Genomic DNA, 20640 nt, shown 5'->3' on the forward strand with positions numbered 1-20640 from the left:
GCTGTCGACCTCCCACCTTACGAGGCGGCCTTGATTCGGTTCATCGTGCGACGCCTGCTACAGCTGATTCCGACGCTGTTCGGCCTGTCGATTCTTCTGTTCATCTGGTTGCGCCGCCTGCCCGGCGGCCCCGAGACCGCGATCCTCGGTGAACGCGGAACCCCGGAACTGCGTGCGCAGATCCGGCGGAACCTGGGCTTGGACGAGCCTCTGCTGATCCAGTACGGGCGCTTCATGCAGCGCATGATCCGGCTCGACCTGGGTACCTCGATCTCGACCAAGCGCGAGGTCATGACTGAGTTCCTGGAGCGTTTCCCGGGGACCGTCGAGCTCACCATCACCGCGATGATCATCGCGATCGGTGTCGGCATCCCGCTGGGCTATCTCGCCGCCCGTCGTCGCGGCAGCTTCCTGGACAGCGCCGCGGTGGGTGGTTCGCTGATCGGCATCTGTGTGCCGGTGTTCTTCCTGGCGTACGTGCTGAAGGCGATCTTCTCGGAGAACCTGCAGCTGTTCCCGTCGAGTGGACGGCAGGACCCGACCCTCGGCGCCACGCGCATCACCAATTTCTTCGTCCTCGACGGGTTGATGACCCGCGAGTGGGACGCCGCCCTGGATGCCCTCTGGCACCTGATCCTGCCCGGCATCGCGCTGGCCAGCATCCCGCTGGCGATCATCGTCCGGATCACCCGGGCGAGCGTGCTCGAGGTGCTGAGCGAGGACTACGTGCGGACCGCGCAGTCGAAGGGCCTGACCGAGCGTACGGTCCGCGGCCGGCACATCCTGCGCAACGCGATGCTGCCGATCGTCACGGTGATCGGCCTGCTCACCGGTGGTCTGCTCTCCGGTGCGGTGCTGACCGAGACGGTGTTCGCGTTCAGCGGCATCGGTGCGTTCCTCTACGAGGCCATCAGTAACCGTGACTATCCGGTTCTGATGGGCTTCATCATGATCATTGCCGTCTTCTACGTCTTGGTGAATCTGCTGGTCGACGTGTCGTACAGCCTGATCGACCCGAGGGTGAGGGTCCGATGAGCACCAAGACTGAAAAGATCGACCAGCTCAGCGAGCTGTCCGCGGTCAAGCAGGACGAGCACGGCGTCAGCCTGTGGACCGAGGCCTTCCGGCGGGTGCGCCGGAACCCGAGCGCTCTCGTCGGTATCGCCATTCTGGTGCTCTTCGTCCTGATCGCGATCATCGGGCCGTGGCTGGCGCCGTACTCGCCGACCGACACCATGGGCATCCGTGAGGGCGTGATCCGGCCCGGCTCCATCCCGGGTCCGTCGGCCGAACACCTGCTCGGTTACGACCACCAGGGCCGTGACGAGTTCAGCCGGCTGCTCGTCGGCGCGCGTCAGACGCTGCTGGTCGGCATCATCTCCACGCTGATCGGCCTCACCGTCGGTGCGCTCGTCGGCGGTGTCGCCGGTGCCGCCGCCGGTCTCGGTGGCCGGGTCGGCCGGGCTGTCGACTCGGTGCTGATGCGCATCGTCGACATGCTGCTCGCGCTGCCCAGCCTGCTTCTGGCGGTGAGTATCGCGGCTCTTCTCGGTGCGAGTCTGACCACCGTGATGATCGCGGTCGGTGTGGTTTCGGTGCCGATCTTCGCGCGGCTCCTGCGTGGCGCCATGGTCGCGCAGTCCGGTGGCGACTACGTGCTCGCGGCCACCTCCCTGGGTGTGAAGAAGCGTCGGATCGCGCTCACCCACATCGTGCCGAACTCGCTGGCCCCGGTCATCGTGCAGGCGACGCTGACGCTGGCCACGGCGATCATCGAGGCGGCCGCCCTGTCGTTCCTCGGTCTGGGCAACCCGGACTCCTCGACCCCGGAGTGGGGCCTGATGCTCGCCGACGCGCAGCCGTACCTGGACGCGCGGCCCGGTCTGGCCATCTACCCGGCGGTGGGCATCATCATCACCGCGCTCGGCTTCACCCTGCTCGGTGAGGCGATGCGCGAGGCCCTCGACCCGAAACTGCGGAAGTGAGGCCCGCGATGCCACTGTTGGACGTCAAGGATCTGTCCGTCACCTTCGAGCGGCGCGGTCAGCGCACCGTCCGGGCGGTCGACGGTGTGTCGTTCTCGGTCGAGGCCGGCGAGGTCGTCGGCCTGGTCGGCGAGTCGGGCTGCGGCAAGAGTGTCACGTCGCTGGCCCTGATGGGCCTGCTGCCGAAGCAGCGCGGTGTGAAGATCGGCGGCACCGCGATGTTCGGTGACACCGATCTGCTCAAGACCGACGAGCGGACGATGCGGGACATCCGGGGCCGGGACATCGCGATGATCTTCCAGGACCCGCTGTCCTCGCTGAACCCGGTCGTGCCGATCGGTGTCCAGGTGACCGAGGTCCTCACCCGGCACCGCGGACTGACCGGTGCCAAGGCCACGGCGGAGGCCACCGACCTGCTGAACCGGGTCGGCATCCCGGACCCGACGCGGCGCCTCAAGGAGTATCCGCACCAGCTCTCCGGCGGCATGCGGCAGCGGGCGCTGATCGCGATGGCGGTCGCCTGCGCGCCGAAGCTGCTGATCGCCGACGAGCCGACCACCGCGCTCGACGTGACCATCCAGGCGCAGATCCTGGAGCTGCTGCGGGGCCTGGTCCGTGACTCCGGCACCGCGCTCGTCATGATCACGCACGACCTCGGTGTGGTGGCCGGCATGTGCGACACGGTCAACGTGCTCTACGCCGGCCGGGTCGTCGAATCGGCCCGGCGCAAGCCGCTGTTCGCCGAGCCCCGGCACCCGTACACCACGGGCCTGCTCGGTTCGGTTCCCCGCCTCGACTCCGGCAAGGGCGAGCGGCTGCACGCGATCCGCGGGTCGGTGCGTGACGTCCTGCCGTGGCCGGACGGGTGCGCCTTCGCCCCGCGGTGCGACCGCCGTGTCGACGCCTGTGTCGGGCAGCCTCCGGCACTGGTCGAGGGCATGCACCGGCACGCGTACCGCTGTGTCAACCCCGAGTCGCGGACCGTGGAGGTGTCGTCGTGACCGAGTTCCTTGTCGAGGTCGACGACCTCAAGGTGCATTTCCCGATCCGGCGGGGCGTGCTGCTGGACCGGGTGGTCGGGCACGTCAAGGCGGTCGACGGTGTCGACCTGAGGATCGAGAAGGGCCGGACGTACGGCCTGGTCGGCGAGTCCGGATGCGGCAAGTCGACGCTGGGCCGTGCGTTGCTCCAGCTGACGCCGCCGACCGGGGGCACGGTGAACTTCGACGGCACCGAGCTGACCACACTGCCGGCCAAGCAGCTGCGGTCGATGCGCCGGCGTATGCAGATGATCTTCCAGGACCCGATGTCCAGCCTGGACCCCCGGCAGAACGTCGAGTCGATCCTCACCGAGGGCCTGCACGCGCACGGGCTGGGCGGCAACCGGACCGAGCGGCGGAAGATCATCGCGAAGTCGCTGGACGCGGTCGGCCTGCCGCAGTGGGCGCTGTCCCGCTATCCGCACGAGTTCTCCGGCGGTCAGCGGCAGCGCATCGGCATCGCCCGGGCCGTGGTGCTCAACCCCGACCTGATCGTCGCCGACGAGCCGGTCTCGGCCCTCGACGTCTCGATCCAGGCGCAGGTCATCAACCTGCTGGAGGAGCTGCAGGAGGAGCTGGGTCTCACCTACCTGGTGATCGCCCACGACCTCGCGGTGGTCCGGCACATCTCCGACACGGTCGGCGTCATGTACCTGGGCGCGCTCGTCGAGGAGGCCCCCAGCGACGACCTGTACCGCCAGCCGCTGCACCCGTACACGCGGGCGTTGATGTCGGCCGTTCCGGTGCCCGACCCCGAGGTCGAGGACCGGCGTGAGCGCATCCTGCTCGCCGGCGACCTGCCGTCACCGGCGAACCCGCCGGCCGGCTGCCGGTTCCACACCCGGTGCCCGTGGGCGCAGCCGACCAAGTGCCGCGACGAGCGGCCCGGCCTGCGGATCATCGGCACCGGCACGCACCGCGTGGCCTGCCACTGGGCGGAGCAGATCGAGTCCGGCGAGATCCGGCCGCACGCGGTGAAGGCCGAGGTCGTCGCGGACGGTGCGGGAGCCAAGGACGCGCACGGCGCCCTGGAGACGGCGCTGGAGACCCCCGGCGGGCCGGGAATCTGATCTAGAGCAAAAAAGGGCCGGTTCGTCGTACGTACGACGAACCGGCCCTTTTCTTTCAGAGGGTCGACTCGCAGTTGATCGCGGTGTCCTCGGTGTCGAACCCGCAGGTGTCGCCCTTGACGTGCGAACCGCCGTCGAGGGTGTCGGCCGCACTGTCGGAGACGCCGAGCCGCTCGCGGTCGCTGCGCAGCGTGTCGTCGCCGCCCCGGCCGCGCAGCACGTCGGCGCCCGCCCATCCGCCGTTGAGCACGTTGTTCGCGGCGTTGCCGGTGAGGACGTCGTCGCCGTACCCACCCATGATGTTCTCCACGTCGCTGCCGACGGTGTCCTTCTCGCCGCGAGCGCCGTCGTCGCCCTTCGCGCCGTCCAGATCCACGACGACCGCCTGGTCATAGCTGCCGTAGTCGACGGTGTCGATACCGCTGCCACCGACGATGACGTCGGCGTAGACGACGGGGGACTCGGAGTTGAGGGCCGGGTCGCCGTACAGGAGGTCGTTGCCGGCGCCGCCGTCCAGGTGGTCCCGGCCGACGTCGCCGATCAGAACGTCCCGGCCGCCTCGCCCGTAGATCCGGTCATCGCCCGGGCCGCCTTCCAGCAGGTTGGCTCCGTTGGTGCCGTAGATCCGGTCGTTGCCCTTGCCGCCGGTGAGGTTCTCGACGTCGGTGCCGATGTTGTCCTTCTCGCCCTTACGGCCGTCGTCGGACTTCCCGTCGGCGTCGAGGGTGACCCCCTCGGTACGTTCGTAGTAGGCGACGAGATCGGTGCCGGAACCACCGTGGTAGCGGTCGGCGGCCGTCGAAGCACCCGCCAGGAACCCGTCGTCACCGGTACCGCCGTGGAAGACGTCCTTACCGGGGCCGTCGAAGAAGCTGTCGTTGCCGGAGTCGCCGTACACCCGGTCGGCGCCGCTGCCGTCGTGCAGGCTGTCCCGGCCGCCGTTGCCGTGGAGCACGTCGGCACCACTGCCGCCCCACAGCTCGTCGGCGCCGCCTCCGCCGTTGATCCGGTCCCGGCCGGAGTTGCCGTACAGGGACTCGCTGCCGGACCCGCCGGTGAGGGTGTCGGCGCCGGAGCCTCCGTAGACGTTGCCGTACAGGCTGGTGCGGTTGACGAACACGTCGTCACGGTCGCCGAGGTCGATGCTTCGCAGGTAGGTCACGCCGGTGCAGACGACCCGGGTCCGGTCGCCGCCGACCGCGGCGCAGCCGGCACCGGCCCGCACCGCGACACGGTCGTCGAGCGTGATCCGGCCACCGGATCCGGTGAGCGTGACCCGGTTGGTCTTGCCGCCACCGGCGGTGAAGAGCAGTTCGCCGCGAGCGTTGACCGAGGCGACGCCGGTGGAGGCGGCCTGGGCGGGGACGCCGAACGCGAAGGTCGCGGTCAGAGCGGCGGTGCCCGCGACGATTATTCGAGAGGTACGAGCCACAGTGGATTCCCCCGTATGTGGAAGCGGTGACCGCAGATCTTAATGGCGGTGACCCTCGGATTCAGCCCGGCGGCCGCGTCGCGGTCGTGCGCCGTCGCGGCGTCGCGTCGTAGGCCCGGGAGGTGTGGCTTCCGCCGGCGGCGCACGGCGTACCGGACAAGGGTTATGACCAGCGGATCTCGGGAGATCGGTGGAAACGTACGCCATCGCGGACCCATCGCGGGCCGTAGGCCCCCAAGCGTGCGCGGAACGAGTCCCAGTCGTGGGTGGCGCGGGGTGACCAGCCGATCTCGGCGATCGCGACCAGACGCGGGAAGGCGAGGAATTCGATGTCGGCGAGGGAGCGCAGCGTCTCCGACCACAGTGGTGCCTCGACGCCGATGACGCTCGACTCGGGGATGCCGCCGAGTTGCGTCGCCGGATCCCAGCCGTAGGCGGTGCTGACCTCGATCGCTCCGGCCCAGTCCAGGCCGCCGGGCGTGAAATTGTCGTACTTCATGTCGAGGTAGGTGTGTTCCGACGGCGACATGATCACTTTTGCTCCGGCGGCGACGGCGCTGGTCACCGACGGGTTGTTGCGTTCCCGGCCCCAGAACTGGAGTCGCGCGTCACCGGCCGCGGGGGACTGGCCGATCTCGTGCCAGCCGTAGGGGATCTTGCCGTGTTTCCGGACCAGCGGGAGCAGCCGGCGCTGGAACGCGAGGTAACTGCCGTGCGGCGTGGCGAACGTCTCGTCGCCGCCGATGTGCAGGTACGGGCCGGGGGTCATCTCGGCCAGTTCCCGGAGGACGTCGTCGAGGAACCGGTAGGTGATCTCCGCACGGACGCAGAGGGTGCTGTAACCGACCCGCATGTCCGTCCGTGCCCGCGGTGCCACGCCGTCGCAGGTCAGCTCGGGATAGGCGACCTGGGCCGCGTTCACGTGGCCGGGCATGTCGATCTCGGGAACGATCGTGACGAACCGCTCGGCCGCGTAACGGACCAGCCCTCGGTAGTCGTCCTTGGTCAGGAAGCCGCCACCGTCACCGCCCACCCCGGTGCCGGGCCCGCCGCCGACGGTGGTCAGTCTCGGCCACGCGTCGATCTCGATGCGCCAGCCCTGGTCGTCGCCGAGATGCAGGTGCAGGTAGTTGATTTTGAAGCGGCTGATCTGATCGATGTACCTCCGGATCTCGTCCGGGGTGTGGAAGTGCCGGGCCAGATCGAGCATCGTGCCGCGGTAGGCGTATCGCGGCCGGTCGTCGATGGTCCCGCCGGGAATGATCGGTGCGCCCGCCTCAGCCGCCGCGGGCAACAGCTGCCGCAGCGTCTGCACCCCGTTGAAGAGGCCGGCCGGCGCGGTCGCCCGCAGGTCGACACCGCTCTTGCGAACCGTCAGACGGTAGCCCTCGTCACCGTGACCCGGTTCCAGGGCAAGGTCGATGTCGCCCCCGGCCGGGACCAGCGGAAGGTCGAAACCGGTCGCCGGGCGGAGGGCGTCGGCGAGTTGCCCGGCGACACTGTCCGGCGCGCTGACCGTGGTGCGCCCGGTGATCCGGAAGTCGTCGCCCGGGGACGGGACGGCCTCGGCCACGGCCGGGAGGACGCTGGTCAGCGTGATCGGCATGCGGCTCGTCGACGCGGCCGACGCCGTCGTGGCGACCAGCGGCAGTGCCAGGACCAAGGTCATGACCAGACGGGAGAGACGCACCCGCCCGACCATATCCACAGTCGGCCAGTCAGCCCTCCGGTCGGTGGAGCAGGCCGACGGCGATCGCGTGCACGGCGTCCAGGTCGGCGGGGTCGGTCAGTTTCGCCCGGCCGCCGGTCACCGCATACCACTCCTCGGCGTCCTTGTACTGCACGGACAGCACCGCCTCCCCGGCCTCGGAGAGCTCGGTGCGCAACGTGAGGTCACCGGTCACGACGCCGACCTCGTCGGTCATCACGCCACCCGGCCCCGGCACGATGTCGGTGGTCTTGCTCATCAGCAGGTCCCCAGCATCTCGGTGAGAGCGTCCTTCTCCTTCTCCGTGACCGTCAGTTTCCAGAAGCTCTTCACCTCAATCCAGTCCTTGGCATAGGTGCACCAGGCGTCCTTCGCCGGCGGCTTCCAGGTCGACGGGTCCTGGTCGCCCTTCGACCGGTTCGAGGACGCCGAGACGGCGAACAGCTGGGGCCGGTCCAGGTCGTTGGCGAAGTCGCCGCGCTTGTCGTTGTCCCACTCGTCGGCGCCGGAACGCCAGGCGGCCGCCAGCGGAACCATGTGGTCGATGTCGACCTGGGTGGGCGAGTCGATCTTCTTGCCGTCGTACCAGCTGTCCCAGCTGCCGGCGACGACGTTACAGCCGGAGAACTTGACCTGCTCACCGTCGCGTTTGAGCACGGTGTCACGGACGTCGCAGTTCGAGCCGGCGGTCCGCCAGTGCGGGAACTTCTCCCGGCTGTAGCCCTTCATCGAACCGGACTCGGCCACGGTCAGGGCGTCGAGGGTGGTCTGATCGCCGCCACCCGCGCTCGGCGGGTTGACGGGACCACCGGGGTCACCGGCGGAGGTCACCTCACAGCCGGAGGCGACGACGAGGGTCATGAGGAGCGCGAGAACTGAGCTACGTGGGGCCACGTAGCTCAGTCTCGTACCGGATCTTGCAGTGCGCCAATCAGCGGGCGCGGTTGATCGCGCTCGTCACCGCTTTGATGGACGCGCTGACGATGTTGGCGTCGATGCCGACACCCCACACGGTGACGTCACCGACCTCGACCTCCACATAGGCCGCCGCCTGCGCGTCGCCACCGGAGGTGAGGGCGTGCTCGTTGTAGTCCAGCACCCGGGCGGTGATCCCCAGCGGGGCGATGGCCTGCACGAACGCGTCGATCGGGCCGTTACCGACGCCGATCAGCGGCCGCCGCACGCCGCGGTGGAACACCTGCGCGTCGATCTCCACCTTGCCGTCGACCGTGGCCGTGCTGTACGTCTCCAGCTTGAACGCGGTCGCCACCTGGTGCTCGACCAGGTACTCGTTGGCGAAGTAGTCCCACATCTGCTGCGGGGAGACCTCGCCGCCGTCCTCGTCGGTGTGCTGCTGCACCACGCCGGAGAACTCGATCTGCAGCCGCCGCGGCAGATCCAGCTTGTGCTCCTCCTTCATGATGTACGCCACGCCGCCCTTACCGGACTGCGAATTGACCCGGATGACCGCCTCGTAGGTCCGGCCCACGTCCTTCGGGTCGATCGGCAGGTACGGCACGCCCCAGGTGAAGGAGTCGATCTCGGTGCCCGCGGCGTCGGCGTCGGCCTGCAGCGCCACGAAACCCTTCTTGATCGCGTCCTGGTGCGAGCCGGAGAACGCGGTGTAGACCAGATCGCCCGCGTACGGGTGGCGCTCGTGCACCGGCAGCTGGTTGCAGTACTCCACGGTGCGCTTGATCTCGTCGATGTTCGAGAAGTCCACCTGCGGGTCGATGCCCTGGGAGAACAGGTTCAGCCCCAGCGTCACCAGGTCGACGTTGCCGGTCCGCTCGCCGTTGCCGAACAGGCAGCCCTCGATCCGGTCGGCGCCGGCCAGCAGGCCCAGCTCGGCGGCCGCGACCGCGGTGCCCCGGTCGTTGTGCGGGTGCAGGCTCAGGATGACGCTCTCGCGCCGCGGCAGATTGCGGTGCATCCACTCGATCGAGTCGGCATAAACGTTCGGGGTGGCCATCTCGACCGTCGCCGGCAGGTTGATGATCAGCGGCCGGTCCGGCGTCGGGTCGATCACGTCGATCACGGCCGAGCAGATCTCCAGCGCATAATCCAGCTCGGTGCCCGTGTAGGACTCCGGCGAGTACTCGTAGAAGATCTCGGTGTCCGGGGTGTGGATCTCCGCATACTTCTGGCAGAGCCGCGCGCCGGTCGTCGCGATGTCGGTGATGCCGTCCTTGTCCAGGCCGAACACCACACGCCGCTGCAGCGTCGACGTCGAGTTGTAGAAGTGCACGATGGCGCGCTTGGCACCGCGGATCGACTCGAAGGTGCGGTCGATCAGGTGCTCCCGGCACTGCACCAGCACCTGGATGGTGACGTCGTCGGGGATCAGATCCTGCTCGATCAGCTGCCGGACGAAGTCGAAGTCGGTCTGGCTGGCCGCCGGGAAGCCGACCTCGATCTCCTTGTAGCCCATCTTCACCAGCAGCATGAACATCCGCCGCTTGCGCTCGGGCGACATCGGGTCGATCAGGGCCTGGTTGCCGTCACGCAGGTCGACGGCACACCAGCGGGGGGCCGTCTCGGTCACGCGGGAGGGCCACTGGCGGTCGGGCAGATTTACCGCGAACTGTTTCTGGAACGACTCGTAGCGCTGGAACGGCATGGCGCTCGGACGCTGAGTATCAAAAACGGACATGTGGGACTGCTCCAGTCAAGAGAAAGACGAGCAGGCGGCGCGCGTCACCTCCGCGACGAGGTGCCGGCCTGGGATGGGGCCTCGTCGCGGCAGCGAAGGAGAAGAGTCACCTGCCACATGTCGCCAGCCACGTTACGTCATCGAAATCGGATCGGCGAACCGAACGCCCGGATCGTGGGAAGCCTCAGGACGGGGCGACCAGGCTCGGCTGCGGGGCGGGAACGGGCGCCGTCATCCCCATCGGCTCACCGGCCACCTCGGGCCCCGGCAGCTGCACCGACTTCGGCCCGGCCACCTGACGGACCAGCTTGAGCAGCCCGAAGTCGACCCGGGCGCCGGTCAGCAGGCCGTCGGCGGAGTAGCAGTAGATGCCGACGTCGACCGGCTGGTCCAGGGTGGCGGTCACCGAGTCGACCGCGTAACAGGAACCCTCCACACCGGCCAGCTGCCGCACCGGGGAGACCGCCAGCGGGGCCTTGCGGTCGGTGAAGACCGGCAGCCATTGGCGGAACAGGCGCTGGACGCGGGGATCGTACCGCCGGGGGACCTTGTCGCCGCGCTCGGCGACGCGGACGCATGTCGGACTGACCGGGGCGGTCGCGGTGTTGAGCGTGCACTGATAGAGGCCGGCCGGTACCCGGATCACGGTGACCCCCGCCGTGCCGCCGAGCGCACCGCCCGGGATGTCCACCCGCCACGTCCCGTCGTCGGCGACCGCGGCCACGATCTCCCGGCTCGAACCGCCGGACTCCAGGGTGTAGAGCGCCGCATACCTACGGTCCAGGGCCAGCGCGGCCAGGCCCGCGAACTCGCTGCGGGCCTCCGGCACCAGGGCCGGGTCGGACGCGGAGGCGGACGGCGTGCCGGGAGTGGGCTCCGGCGTGGCGTCGCTGACGCCGCAGCCGGACAGGCCGGCAGTCAGCAGCGCGACGGTCAACGCGGAGGGAAGGCGCATCGCGACATTCTCACCCCACTCGGCGTGCCGTCCGCGACACGGCCGCCTGTGAGTCACCGGCGTGTCGCGCGTGACGCCACCCGGATTCTGGGATCGCGTGTCGAGGGCGCGCCGTCGCGCGGCTAGTGTGGTGGCGACTGCCCTGACCGGCGTCGTTGTTCCGTATCGCCGAAGGAATGGTTTCGCCGTGGCTCTAGTGGTGCAGAAGTACGGTGGTTCGTCGGTAGCGAACGCTGAGCGCATCAAGCGGGTGGCCGAGCGCATCGTGGCCGCACGCAAGGCCGGCGACGACGTGGTCGTCGTCGTCTCCGCCATGGGCGACACCACCGACGAGCTGATGGACCTGGCCAATCAGGTCAGCCCGCTGCCACCCGGCCGCGAGCTCGACATGCTGCTCACCTCGGGCGAGCGGATCTCGATGGCGCTGCTCGCCATGGCGATCCACAACCTGGGGTATGAGGCGCGGTCGTACACGGGCTCACAGGCCGGCGTGCTCACCACCTCGGTGCACGGCAAGGCCCGGATCATCGACGTCACCCCCGGCCGCCTGCGGACCGCGCTGGACGAGGGCGCCATCGCCATCGTCGCCGGCTTCCAGGGCGTGTCGCAGGACACCAAGGACATCACCACCCTCGGCCGCGGCGGCTCGGACACCACGGCCGTCGCCCTGGCCGCGGCCCTGCACGCGGACGTCTGCGAGATCTACACCGACGTGGACGGCGTCTTCACCGCGGACCCGCGGATCGTGCCGGACGCCAAGCACATCAAGAAGATCACGTATGAGGAGATGCTCGACCTCGCGGCCGGCGGGGCGAAGGTGCTGATGTTGCGATGCGTGGAGTATGCGCGGCGTTTCAACGTGCCGATCCACGTACGCTCTTCGTACTCGAACAAAGAAGGCACGCTAGTCACCGGCTCGATGGAGGACCCTGACGTGGAGAACGCACTGATCACCGGGGTCGCGCACGAGCGCAGCGATGCCAAGATCACGATTGTCGGCGTGCCCGACGAGCCCGGCGCGGCCGGCCGCATCTTCGAGACGGTCGCCAAGGCGGAGATCAACATCGACATGATCGTGCAGAACGTGTCGACCGAGGGCACCGGCCGGACCGACATCTCGTTCACCCTCCCCAAGGCCGACGGCACGACCGCGATGAACGCGCTCGACAAGATCAAGGACCAGGTCAAGTTCAAGGGCCTGCTCTTCGACGACCACATCGGCAAGGTGTCGCTGGTCGGCGCGGGCATGCGCTCGCACCCCGGTGTCGCCGCGTCGTTCTTCGCCTGCATCGGCGAGGCCGGCGTCAACATCGAGATGATCTCCACCTCGGAGATCCGGGTCTCGGTCGTCTGCCGCGACACCGACCTCGACACCGCGGTCCGCGCCGTGCACGACCAGTTCGAGCTCGGCGGCAGCGAGGAAGCCGTCGTCTACGGCGGCACAGGCCGGTAATCCAGGCGATGGCGCAGCCCACGCTCGCCGTCGTCGGAGCCACCGGCTCCGTCGGGTCCGTCATGCTCGAGTTGCTCTCGTCCCGGCGCAACGTCTGGGGCGAGATCCGCCTGCTCGCCTCGGCGCGCTCCGCCGGCAAGTCGCTGACCTGCCGCGGAGAGCGCCTCGAGGTGCGCGAGATGACCGCCGAGTCCTTCGACGGCGTCGACGTGGCGATGTTCGACGTGCCCGACACGGTGTCCGAGCAGTGGGCACCGATCGCCGTCGCCCACGGTGCCGTCGTCGTCGACAACTCATCGGCCTTCCGCATGCACCCCCAGGTGCCTCTCGTGGTGCCCGAGGTCAACCGCGAGGACGCCGAGCACCGCCCGATCGGCATCGTGTCGAGCGCCAACTGCACCGTCGCTGCCATGATCATCACGGTGGCGCCGCTGCACTACGAGTACGGCCTCCGCGAACTCGTCCTGGCCTCCTACCAGTCCGCGTCCGGCGCCGGCCAGATCGGCGTCGACACACTGCACGACCAGCTCACCAAGGTTGCCGGCGACCGTCTGCTCGGTTCCCGCCCCGGCAACGTGCGCCAGGCGATCGGCGACGATCTCGGCCCGTTCCCGGCACCGCTCGCGCTCAACGTGGTGCCCTGGTCCGGCGATCCCGCGGACAACGGCTGGTCCTCCGAGGAGCTGAAACTCCGCAACGAGTCCCGCAAGATCCTCGGCCTGCAGGCTCTCAAGGTCTCCGCCACCTGCGTCCGCGTCCCGGTCGTCACCGGCCACTCGGTCGCCGTGCACGCGGTCTTCGCCTCCGAGGTGACAGCGGCCGGCGCCCGCCAGGTCCTCCGCAACGCCCCCGGCGTCATCCTCGTCGACGACCCCGAAGCAGGCGAGTTCCCGATGCCGATCGACGCCGTCGGCACCGACCCGTCCTGGGTCGGCCGGATCCGCCGGGCCATGGACGACCCGCGGGCCCTCTCGCTCTTCATCACCGGCGACAACATGCGCAAGGGCGCGGCCCTCAACACGGTCCAGATCGCCGAGCTGATCGCCACCGAATTGACCAGGCGCAACCCATAGCCCGGCGCCGTCCGGTCGTCGTTCACGGTCCGGTGGTCGTCACTTTTGCTTCGGGCGCCGCGCCTTCCGGTTGTCGTTCACGGTCCGGTGGGCGGTGCCTTTCGCATCGCGACGCCTATCTTGTACGGCCAGACCGCCCCGCCGGACCACGCCGTCCCGCACTACAACGCGACGTCTCCACCGGGCCCGGACCGAAGCGCGACCGCCGGGCTGAATCCGGTGGTCACCAAGCCAGATCTTGACCGATTGACCACCGCTCTCGGTGGCTAATCGGTCAACTTCGGTCGGGCACCCCTCGATCATCGCCGATGGATACCTTTTCGGGGTCGACGTCCGGTTCCATGAGTGATGGGCATGGGTGCGCGCTCGGCTACGTGTGAGTGGGCCCGGTGTGAAGGCTGGCTGGCCGTCGCCGGCCACTGCGGCAACCATGATCGTCGCCGGCCACCGCGGCAGCCATGATCGTTGTCGGACGCCCATGGCGGCAGTGATCGTCACCGGGCACCATGTCGGACGCCCATGGCAGCCGTGATCGTCACCGGGCACCATGTCGGACGTCCATGGCAGTCGTGTTCGTCACCGGGGACCATGTCGGACGCCTTTGGCAGCCATGTTCGTCACCGGACACCTATGGCAGCCGTGATCGTCGGCGGGTGCTGCGGTCAGTTCATCGCTGATCGGGCCCGCAGTCAGTAGCGGCTATCGGTCGGTGTCATGCCGTCCAGGGGCGGCGGCAGCGTGGGTCAGCGCACCGCATCAGCCCGGCGGTCGCGCAGCGGTCCGGACCCGCGGGGACGTCGCGTTGTAGTGCGGGACGGCGTGGTCCGGCGGGGCGGGCTGGCCGTACAAGGTAGGCGTCGCGATGCGGAACGGGTCGCGGGCCGGGCCGTGAGTGGGGCCGCAAGGCGCGATTGTGTTGAGGGTTGCTGGCTGGGCCGTGAGTGGGGCCGCAAGGCGGGATTGTGTTGAGGGTTGCCGGCTGGGCCGTGAGGTGGGGTGCGGTGTTGAGGGGGTGCTGATCGGGCCGTGAGTGCGGGTGTTGAGGGGCGCTCGCCGGCTGTGAGCGGCAAGGCCGCGCAGTTGAGATTTCGGGGGCCCACCGGGCGGGTGCCCGGTGGGGAGGCCGTCGTCAGGCTGCGGCGTCGAGGTCGGCTCGGGTGAGGAGGGCGCGCAGCGTGATGCCCTCGGTGGCGAGGGCCTGGGCGCCGCCCTCCTGGCGGTCGATGACGCACAGCGCGTGGTCGACGTGGGCGCCGAGTTTGCGCAGGTCGTTCGTGGACAGGACGACCTGGCCGCCGGAGGTGACGACGTCTTCGACGATCAGCACGCGGCGGCCGGCGACCTCGGCACCCTCGGCGAGGCGGGCGGTGCCGTACTGCTTGGCCTGCTTGCGGACGAATGCGGTCGGCAGTTTCGCGTGGCGGGCGAGCGCGGTCACCACGGCGATCCCGCCCATCTCCAGGCCGGCGAGGACCTCGGTGCCCTCGGGGATGAGGACGGCGAGACGTTCGGCGAGCTGGTCGAGCAGGACCGGGTCGGCCTCGAACTGGTACTTGTCGAAGTATTCGGTGGCGGTCCGCCCGGAGCGGAGCGTGAACTCGCCGGTGAGGCGGCTTACGCCGCGGACCTGGCGGGCGAGGTCGATGGAGTCAGTCACAAGGTCTCAGCTTGTCAGGTTGGCCGGACCCGGTGGACGGCACCCCTGGCTTCCGTCTCGTGAAGGCCTCGAAACGGTCACCCATTGGCGTACTGGATCTCCACCGTAGCGCAAAGTAAGCCTTTTTAGGGTAATTTTCGCCTAATTAGTGGCTTGTGCCCCGGAAGGATAGTTCTGTGACACCGTTCGCGATGCTCTTCCTGCTCGCCCTTGCCGGATCGTCCTGCTTCGCTCTCGGTCGTGCCCTCGGCCGTGGTGAGCGTTACGAACGCGGCTATCGCGAGGGATTCCGCGACGGCGAGACCGGCTCCCTGGCCCGCGCCACCCGGCTCATGCAGCTGAGTGAACGCCCGTCGATCGCTCCGGTGGTCGAGTCGATGATCGGGCCGTATGCGGTGCCGCAGCAGGTGACCCCGCGCATGGTCGGCCCGATCGGCGTTCCGGGATCGGCCCAGCTCGTTCTCTGAACCAGACGATCCGTGCTCCTCCGGGCCGTCAACGTCTCGCACCCCAGCCGGCAGGCGCCGGAATCCACCAGATAATGCGAGTCAGGGTCGATCTCCGAAACCGGGGATCGACCCTGACCGAATCATTTACTTATCTCACTGCCAACCGGTGCAGGTGAAATTGCTGGTGGTGCGGAACGACCAGCACGCCTTGGTCCGGTCGCCACTGGAATAGTCACCGACCATCGTGGTCCACGTGGTTCCGGTGGTCGAGTTGAACGTCTTGGTGTGGACGCCGCTGTTCTGCCAGGCGAGCGCCTGGTTGTTCCATTCCTGCCGGTGCACGCGGACGTAGATCGGCCCGCGGGTCGGGTCGTAGCTGTAGTCGACGGTGAGCCGGGTCCACATCGCACGGCAGGTCGGCGAGTAGCGGAGCTCGAGGCCGGCACCCAGGTTGGCGCTCTCGACCCAGATCGCCTCCGGCATCGAGCGGGCACCCGAGGAACAGCCCTGGGCCTGCGGGTCCAGGTTGTCGCAGCCCTCCTGGCTGCAGGCGGCGAGAGCCGGCGACGTCGGCCCCGCCACGACCATGATCCCGGTGACGGCACTGATGGCCATCGCCATGTGTGCGAGCCAACGCACCATGGACGACTTGACTGAAAGCATTTAGTTTTCCCCCGTATTACATACTGCTTCAGTAGGCGCTGGCTTTCGGCGACCACGGTAAATCATGCCCAGCGTCCGAAACGGAGGGCGCGGATGGTGAAAGAGTTGCGAGCGGCACCGAATGCCGAGCGTCATCGACGGTTGATCGACATCGATAACCTAGGTTCAGGGATGGCCCTTGTCAATGTCGTCATCCCGCATTTCAGACGCCCATTGTGGGGCTGACGGTGACGGTGGGAGGCGGTGAAACAAAGCAGGGCCGGCTCCCCGTTTCCGGAGACCGGCCCTGACCTGCTGCAACTGCTGGTCGGGGTGGCGGGATTTGAACCCACGGCCTCTTCGTCCCGAACGAAGCGCGCTACCAAGCTGCGCCACACCCCGCTGCTGCGAGGTAAATACTAGCGGAGGCCCTGGGGGCCTCCACAACCGGTATCCCTAAAAGGCGAAACCGCAGGTCAGCGGGGGATCAGCGTGAGCAGCGAAGCCTCCGGGCGGCAGGCGAATCGGATCGGCGCGGTGGGGTGGGTGCCCAGACCGGCCGACACGTGCAGCCACGCGTCCGAGCCGGGCCAGCGGTGCAGACCCTTCGCCATCGACGTCGGCAGGTCGCAGTTGGTGGTGAGAGCGCCCACGCCGGGCACGCACACCTGACCGCCGTGGGTGTGACCGGCGAGCAACAGGGCGAACCCGTCGGCGGCCATCGCGTCCAGGACGTGCGAGGCGGGGGTGTGGGTGACGCCCAGGTGCAGATCGGCGCCGGAGCTGATCGGCCCGGCCACCGACGGGTAGTCGTCCCGCTCGATGTGGGGGTCGTCGACGCCGGCCAGCTCGATGGAGCGGCCACCGGCCTTGAGGACGGTGCGGGCGTTGTTGAGATCGGCCCAGCCGGCATCGGTGAAGGCGGCGCGCAGCTCGTCGGCGGGCAGGTCGACACCCTGCACGTACTCCCGGTCGGGCATCAGGTACTGCAACGGGTTCTTCCAGACCGGGCCGCGGTAGTCGTTGGACCCGAAGACGAACGCGCCGGGCACGCCGAGCAGCGGGTCGAGGGCCCGCAGCACTCCGGGGACCGACTCCGGGTCGGCCATGTTGTCGCCGGTGACGATCACCAGGTCCGGGTCGGTGCCGCCGAGCGCGGCCACCCACTCCTGCTTGCGGCGCTGCTCAGGCATCATGTGCAGGTCCGAGATGTGCAGGATGCGCAGCGGTTCCGCGTCCGGTTCGAGCACCGGGACGTCGAAGCGCCGGAGGGTGAACATGTTGCGCTCGACGAGGGCGGCATAGGCGAGCGTCGCGGCGCCGGCAGCGGACAGAGCGGCGAAGGCCGAAATAAGGGAGCGCTTACGCATGCCCGCAAGGGTAGTTTCTCCGCCATGGGAACGCTGAAAGACCGCCTGAACGAGGACCTGCACACGGCCATGAAGGCCCGGGACGAGCTGATCACGTCGACGCTGCGGATGGCCCTGTCCGCCATCCGGACCGCTGAGGTCGCCGGCGACGAGGCCCGTGAGCTGTCCGACGACGAGGTGCTGGCCGTCCTGACCAAGGAGGCGAAGAAGCGTCGCGAGGCGGCTGCCGCCTTCTCCGGTGCGGGCCGGGCCGAGCAGGCGGCCAAGGAGACGTCGGAGGGCGAGGTCCTCGACCGCTACCTGCCGAAGCAGCTCACCGACGACGAGATCGCCGAGATCGTGACGGACGCGCTGACGGCCGGCGGTTTCAGCGGCAAGGCGCAGATGGGTCCGGCGATGAAGGCGGCCCAGGCCGCCGTGGCGGGGCGTGCGGAGGGCGGCCGGGTCGCCGCTGAGGTGCGGCGCCAGCTTTCCTGAAAAACCTCTGCGGGGTACGGAAAACGGGCGGGAGATTCGATCTCCCGCCCGTTTCCGGTGCTGTGGCTAGTTGGGCCTGCCTGGCCCACCCGGTTGGCCGCTGGTGCCCGGTGTGGGCACCTGTGTCGTCGGTTTCCCGTTACTGATCTGGAGGACGACCGCACCGTTCTTGATCGTCCGACCGGACGGGTCGGTGCCCGCGACGGTGCCCTTCGGGCAGTCGGAGTCGATCTCGGAACCGCGGGAGACGGCGAAGCCCAGGTCTTCGAGGCGGTTGGTGGCCGACGAGACCGAGTCGCACTCCACGTTCGGGATCGAGCGCTGCTCACCGAACACGATCTTGGAGCTGCCCGGCTTCTTGAACTGCTCCTTCTCCCTGCCCTCCATGTACTCCTTGACGGTGTACTGGACGGCCGGGTTGATGACGCCGTGCTTCATCTGGTCGCGGTGGTCGGGCCAGTCCGGGTTGGCCATGTAGCCCGCGACGACGATCTTCGTGGTGCCGACGATCAGCGAGGCGGTCTTCTCCGCGTCGGTGGTACCGGACTTGCCGAAGACCGGGTGGCCCACGATGCCGCGGGTGTCCGGGGCGGTGGCGCCGTTGCAGGAACCGAGCTGAGCCGAGTCACCGACCGGGCAGCGTGCCGCGTCGAGGGCGGCCCGGGCCACGTCCTTCGTGGTGGCCTGGTTGCAGAACGGCTTGCCGACGTCGATCTTCTGCCCGTCCTGCGTGCTGATCTGCTCGATCGGCGTGGGCGAGCAGTACTTGCCGTCGCCGGCGAGGGTCGCGTACGCGTTCGCCATGTCCAGCGGGGTGGAGGCGGTGACGCCGAGGGAGAACGCGCCGAACTGGTTGGCGCCGCCCTCCTCGGTGGTCATCTCGGCCTCACGCGGCTGACGGAACTGCACGCCGAACCGCTTGGCCACCGCGATGACCTTCGCCGCGCCGACCCGCTCCTGGAGCGGGATGAAGTATGTGTTGATCGACTTCGCGAAGGCCGACCACATCGTGTAGACGCCGGCGCTACCACCGCCCGCGTTCTTCGGGCAGTAGAAGTGCCCGCCACAGGTCGCCGGGCCGGGCGCCACGATGTAACCGGACTTGTACTGTTTCTCCGCCTTGATGGTGTAGCTCAGCGGATAGCCGTTCTCCAGGGCCGCGATGATCGGGAAGATCTTGAACACCGAGCCGGCCTGGTAACCGGCGATGTCGCCACCGCCGCTGAGCAGCGGGTTCGTCGTGTTCGGTGCGGTGCCCCGGATCTTCGCCTTCGCCTTCGCAGGGTCGGACGAGATCTTGTTCTGCGGGTTCTCCGGGTCGTCGAGCTTGAACTTACGGTTCGTCGCGAGCAGGCGGACCTTGCCGGTGGCCGGCTCGATGCCGGCCAGCAACAGCGCGTTCTGGCTGTTGTCGGACTGGCGCTCGGTGATCTCCCGGCGCGCGCCGGCCTGGCCCTTGAGGTCCAGCGTGGTGACCACCCGGTAGCCACCGCTCTTGAGGCGCCGCTCCCGGTCGTAGCTGGTCGCGCCGAACGACTCCTGGTCCAGCCACCAGCGGTAGAAGAAGTCGCAGAAGAAGCCCCAGTTGTTCTTCGCCACCCAGGCGCAGCCCCGGCCGACCTGCTTGACCTTGGTCGGGACCGCTTCTTTCTTGGCCTTCTCGGCGTCCGCCGCGGTCACCACGCCCATCTCGACCATGGCCGGGATGATGTAGTTGTTGCGGCGGTCGGTGATGAGGTCGTGGCCGTCCGGCGTGGTGGGGTTGAAGCTGCTCGGCGCCTTCACCATGCCGGCGAGCATCGCCGACTCGGCGACGGTGAGGTCCTTCGGCTTCTTGTTGAAGTAGACGTGGCTCGCCGCGAAGATGCCGTAGGTCTGGTTACCGAACGGCGCGATGTTGAGGTAGCGCTCCAGGATCTGGTCCTTGGAGAGCTGCTTCGAGATCTGCAGCGCGTACTTCATTTCGGTGATCTTGCGCTTCGGGCTGTCCTCCGTGGCGGCGATCACCTCCTGCGGGTTGGTGGCCGAGTAGGCCAGCGACATCCGCACATACTGCATGGTGAGCGTCGAGGCGCCCTGCTGTGCGCCACCCTGGTTGTTGCTCACGAACGCACGGGCCACACCCTTGAGGTCGACGCCGTTGTGCTCGTAGAACTTGCGGTCCTCCGCGGCCAGGATCGCGGCCTGCATGTTCTTCGAGATGTCCTTCAGCGGGACGTCGCTGCGGAACTCGTCGTAGAACACCGCGATCTGGGTCTTGCCGTCGGAGGCGTAGACCCGGGTGATCTGTGGGGAGCTGAACTCCTTGAGCTCACTGGGCAGGCCCGCGAACGTCTGACCGCCGGCCTTGGCGGCCAGGCCGGTCATCGCCGCGGCGGGGAAGGCGGCGGCGGCCACGACCACCCCTGCCAGCAGGCCACAGACCAGCAGCGAGGTCGCGTTCGTGAAAATGTTGTGATCGCGTCTGCGAAACCAGGAGCTCACGCGAAGCAGGGTACGCGAAGGACGCACGCGACCGCCTGCCGAGAACACCCACTCCGCCCGATACGAGTGTGGCCTGTCACCCATCCCGGCGGAGCGTTTTCCCGTTTCTGCACCAAAGGTACCCCCGTTCGGCCACCCCTCCCTGGTCGCTATGCCCGGAACTACCGGCCTATACGTATTTGAGGGACAACG

18 protein-coding genes and 1 tRNA gene are annotated in these 20640 nt (G+C 68.5%); 8 read left to right on the forward strand and 11 right to left on the reverse strand.

From position 1 onward, the window contains the following. Nucleotides 1-30 precede the first annotated feature (30 nt). From ACFO0C_RS19155 to ACFO0C_RS19170, 4 genes are read left to right on the forward strand one after another with little or no spacing between them, the layout of a single operon-like run. A complete protein-coding gene (locus tag ACFO0C_RS19155; protein ID WP_378068013.1) occupies nucleotides 31-1035 on the forward strand; it encodes an ABC transporter permease in 1005 nt (334 codons plus the stop codon). After that, nucleotides 1032-1985, forward strand: a complete 954-nt coding sequence (locus ACFO0C_RS19160; RefSeq protein WP_378068014.1) for an ABC transporter permease — start codon at nucleotides 1032-1034, stop codon at nucleotides 1983-1985. Before ACFO0C_RS19155 ends, ACFO0C_RS19160 begins: the two co-directional genes overlap by 4 nt. An 8-nt stretch (nucleotides 1986-1993) precedes the next feature. Further along, the gene (locus ACFO0C_RS19165; RefSeq protein WP_378068015.1) at nucleotides 1994-2986 is read left to right on the forward strand and encodes an ABC transporter ATP-binding protein; all 993 of its coding nucleotides are present in this window, start codon (nucleotides 1994-1996) and stop codon (nucleotides 2984-2986) included. Beyond that, nucleotides 2983-4095 carry an ABC transporter ATP-binding protein gene (locus tag ACFO0C_RS19170; protein WP_378068016.1) on the forward strand — a complete coding sequence of 371 codons (1113 nt, stop codon included), beginning with the start codon at nucleotides 2983-2985 and terminating at the stop codon, nucleotides 4093-4095. Before ACFO0C_RS19165 ends, ACFO0C_RS19170 begins: the two co-directional genes overlap by 4 nt. 55 nt (nucleotides 4096-4150) lie before the next feature. Here ACFO0C_RS19170 and ACFO0C_RS19175 read toward each other — a convergent pair whose 3' ends face one another. The 6 genes from ACFO0C_RS19175 to ACFO0C_RS19200 all read right to left on the reverse strand — a co-directional run bounded on the left by ACFO0C_RS19175 (nucleotide 4151) and on the right by ACFO0C_RS19200 (nucleotide 10843). Continuing rightward, the gene (locus ACFO0C_RS19175) at nucleotides 4151-5527 is read right to left on the reverse strand and encodes a calcium-binding protein (protein ID WP_378068017.1); all 1377 of its coding nucleotides are present in this window, start codon (nucleotides 5525-5527) and stop codon (nucleotides 4151-4153) included. Nucleotides 5528-5690: 163 nt separating this feature from the next. Further along, nucleotides 5691-7217: a beta-N-acetylhexosaminidase gene (locus ACFO0C_RS19180; RefSeq protein WP_378068018.1), complete on the reverse strand. Its 1527-nt coding sequence runs from the start codon at nucleotides 7215-7217 to the stop codon at nucleotides 5691-5693. 28 nt (nucleotides 7218-7245) lie between these two features. Continuing rightward, a complete protein-coding gene (locus tag ACFO0C_RS19185; RefSeq protein ID WP_378068019.1) occupies nucleotides 7246-7494 on the reverse strand; it encodes a hypothetical protein in 249 nt (82 codons plus the stop codon). After that, on the reverse strand, nucleotides 7494-8096 hold the full coding sequence (locus ACFO0C_RS19190) for an HNH endonuclease family protein (RefSeq protein ID WP_378068508.1): 603 nt from the start codon (nucleotides 8094-8096) through the stop codon (nucleotides 7494-7496). Before ACFO0C_RS19190 ends, ACFO0C_RS19185 begins: the two co-directional genes overlap by 1 nt. A gap of 70 nt (nucleotides 8097-8166) precedes the next feature. Continuing rightward, the gene (leuA, locus tag ACFO0C_RS19195) at nucleotides 8167-9888 is read right to left on the reverse strand and encodes a 2-isopropylmalate synthase (protein ID WP_378068020.1); all 1722 of its coding nucleotides are present in this window, start codon (nucleotides 9886-9888) and stop codon (nucleotides 8167-8169) included. 184 nt (nucleotides 9889-10072) lie between these two features. Continuing rightward, nucleotides 10073-10843, reverse strand: coding sequence for a hypothetical protein (locus ACFO0C_RS19200; protein WP_378068021.1), 771 nt, complete (start codon nucleotides 10841-10843; stop codon nucleotides 10073-10075). A gap of 187 nt (nucleotides 10844-11030) precedes the next feature. Here ACFO0C_RS19200 and ACFO0C_RS19205 point away from each other — a divergent pair, with 187 nt between their 5' ends. Both ACFO0C_RS19205 and ACFO0C_RS19210 read left to right on the forward strand, forming a co-directional pair. After that, a complete protein-coding gene (locus tag ACFO0C_RS19205; protein WP_378068022.1) occupies nucleotides 11031-12296 on the forward strand; it encodes an aspartate kinase in 1266 nt (421 codons plus the stop codon). Between the two features lie 8 nt (nucleotides 12297-12304). Beyond that, nucleotides 12305-13369, forward strand: a complete 1065-nt coding sequence (locus ACFO0C_RS19210; protein WP_378068023.1) for an aspartate-semialdehyde dehydrogenase — start codon at nucleotides 12305-12307, stop codon at nucleotides 13367-13369. Between the two features lie 1129 nt (nucleotides 13370-14498). On the opposite strand, the gene pyrE is transcribed toward ACFO0C_RS19210, so the two are convergent. Beyond that, a complete protein-coding gene (pyrE, locus tag ACFO0C_RS19215; RefSeq protein ID WP_378068024.1) occupies nucleotides 14499-15026 on the reverse strand; it encodes an orotate phosphoribosyltransferase in 528 nt (175 codons plus the stop codon). A 176-nt stretch (nucleotides 15027-15202) separates the two neighbouring features. Between pyrE and ACFO0C_RS19220 the strand changes: the two genes are divergently transcribed. Further along, nucleotides 15203-15493: a hypothetical protein gene (locus ACFO0C_RS19220; RefSeq protein ID WP_378068025.1), complete on the forward strand. Its 291-nt coding sequence runs from the start codon at nucleotides 15203-15205 to the stop codon at nucleotides 15491-15493. Nucleotides 15494-15628: 135 nt separating this feature from the next. Here ACFO0C_RS19220 and ACFO0C_RS19225 read toward each other — a convergent pair whose 3' ends face one another. From ACFO0C_RS19225 to ACFO0C_RS19235, 3 genes are all read right to left on the reverse strand, one after another. Continuing rightward, on the reverse strand, nucleotides 15629-16096 hold the full coding sequence (locus ACFO0C_RS19225; protein ID WP_378068026.1) for a DUF2690 domain-containing protein: 468 nt from the start codon (nucleotides 16094-16096) through the stop codon (nucleotides 15629-15631). A gap of 346 nt (nucleotides 16097-16442) precedes the next feature. Then, a tRNA-Pro gene (locus tag ACFO0C_RS19230) sits at nucleotides 16443-16519 on the reverse strand. Nucleotides 16520-16593: 74 nt separating this feature from the next. Further along, nucleotides 16594-17487 (reverse strand): metallophosphoesterase, encoded by an 894-nt coding sequence (locus tag ACFO0C_RS19235; protein WP_378068027.1) that lies wholly within the window; start codon nucleotides 17485-17487, stop codon nucleotides 16594-16596. A 24-nt stretch (nucleotides 17488-17511) separates the two neighbouring features. Here ACFO0C_RS19235 and ACFO0C_RS19240 point away from each other — a divergent pair, with 24 nt between their 5' ends. Further along, nucleotides 17512-17964: a GatB/YqeY domain-containing protein gene (locus ACFO0C_RS19240; protein ID WP_378068028.1), complete on the forward strand. Its 453-nt coding sequence runs from the start codon at nucleotides 17512-17514 to the stop codon at nucleotides 17962-17964. 66 nt (nucleotides 17965-18030) lie between these two features. On the opposite strand, the gene ACFO0C_RS19245 is transcribed toward ACFO0C_RS19240, so the two are convergent. Further along, nucleotides 18031-20448, reverse strand: coding sequence for a transglycosylase domain-containing protein (locus ACFO0C_RS19245; protein WP_378068029.1), 2418 nt, complete (start codon nucleotides 20446-20448; stop codon nucleotides 18031-18033). Between the last annotated feature and the right edge of the window lie 192 nt (nucleotides 20449-20640).

This window comes from Actinoplanes subglobosus (assembly GCF_042650585.1).
In the GTDB taxonomy this organism is placed as follows: Bacteria; Actinomycetota; Actinomycetes; order Mycobacteriales; family Micromonosporaceae; genus Actinoplanes; species Actinoplanes subglobosus.

What these genes read in the sequence shown, in the direction of transcription:
- ACFO0C_RS19165 (WP_378068015.1), top strand. Translation starts at nt 1,994, where the DNA reads ATGCCACTGTTGGACGTCAAGGATCTGTCCGTCACCTTCGAGCGGCGC.
- ACFO0C_RS19185 (WP_378068019.1), bottom strand. Translation starts at nt 7,494, where the DNA reads ATGAGCAAGACCACCGACATCGTGCCGGGGCCGGGTGGCGTGATGACC.
- ACFO0C_RS19240 (WP_378068028.1), top strand. Translation starts at nt 17,512, where the DNA reads ATGGGAACGCTGAAAGACCGCCTGAACGAGGACCTGCACACGGCCATG.
- ACFO0C_RS19210 (WP_378068023.1), top strand. Translation starts at nt 12,305, where the DNA reads ATGGCGCAGCCCACGCTCGCCGTCGTCGGAGCCACCGGCTCCGTCGGG.
- ACFO0C_RS19225 (WP_378068026.1), bottom strand. Translation starts at nt 16,096, where the DNA reads ATGGCGATGGCCATCAGTGCCGTCACCGGGATCATGGTCGTGGCGGGG.
- ACFO0C_RS19190 (WP_378068508.1), bottom strand. Translation starts at nt 8,096, where the DNA reads ATGACCCTCGTCGTCGCCTCCGGCTGTGAGGTGACCTCCGCCGGTGAC.
- ACFO0C_RS19200 (WP_378068021.1), bottom strand. Translation starts at nt 10,843, where the DNA reads ATGCGCCTTCCCTCCGCGTTGACCGTCGCGCTGCTGACTGCCGGCCTG.
- leuA (WP_378068020.1), bottom strand. Translation starts at nt 9,888, where the DNA reads ATGTCCGTTTTTGATACTCAGCGTCCGAGCGCCATGCCGTTCCAGCGC.
- ACFO0C_RS19160 (WP_378068014.1), top strand. Translation starts at nt 1,032, where the DNA reads ATGAGCACCAAGACTGAAAAGATCGACCAGCTCAGCGAGCTGTCCGCG.
- ACFO0C_RS19235 (WP_378068027.1), bottom strand. Translation starts at nt 17,487, where the DNA reads ATGCGTAAGCGCTCCCTTATTTCGGCCTTCGCCGCTCTGTCCGCTGCC.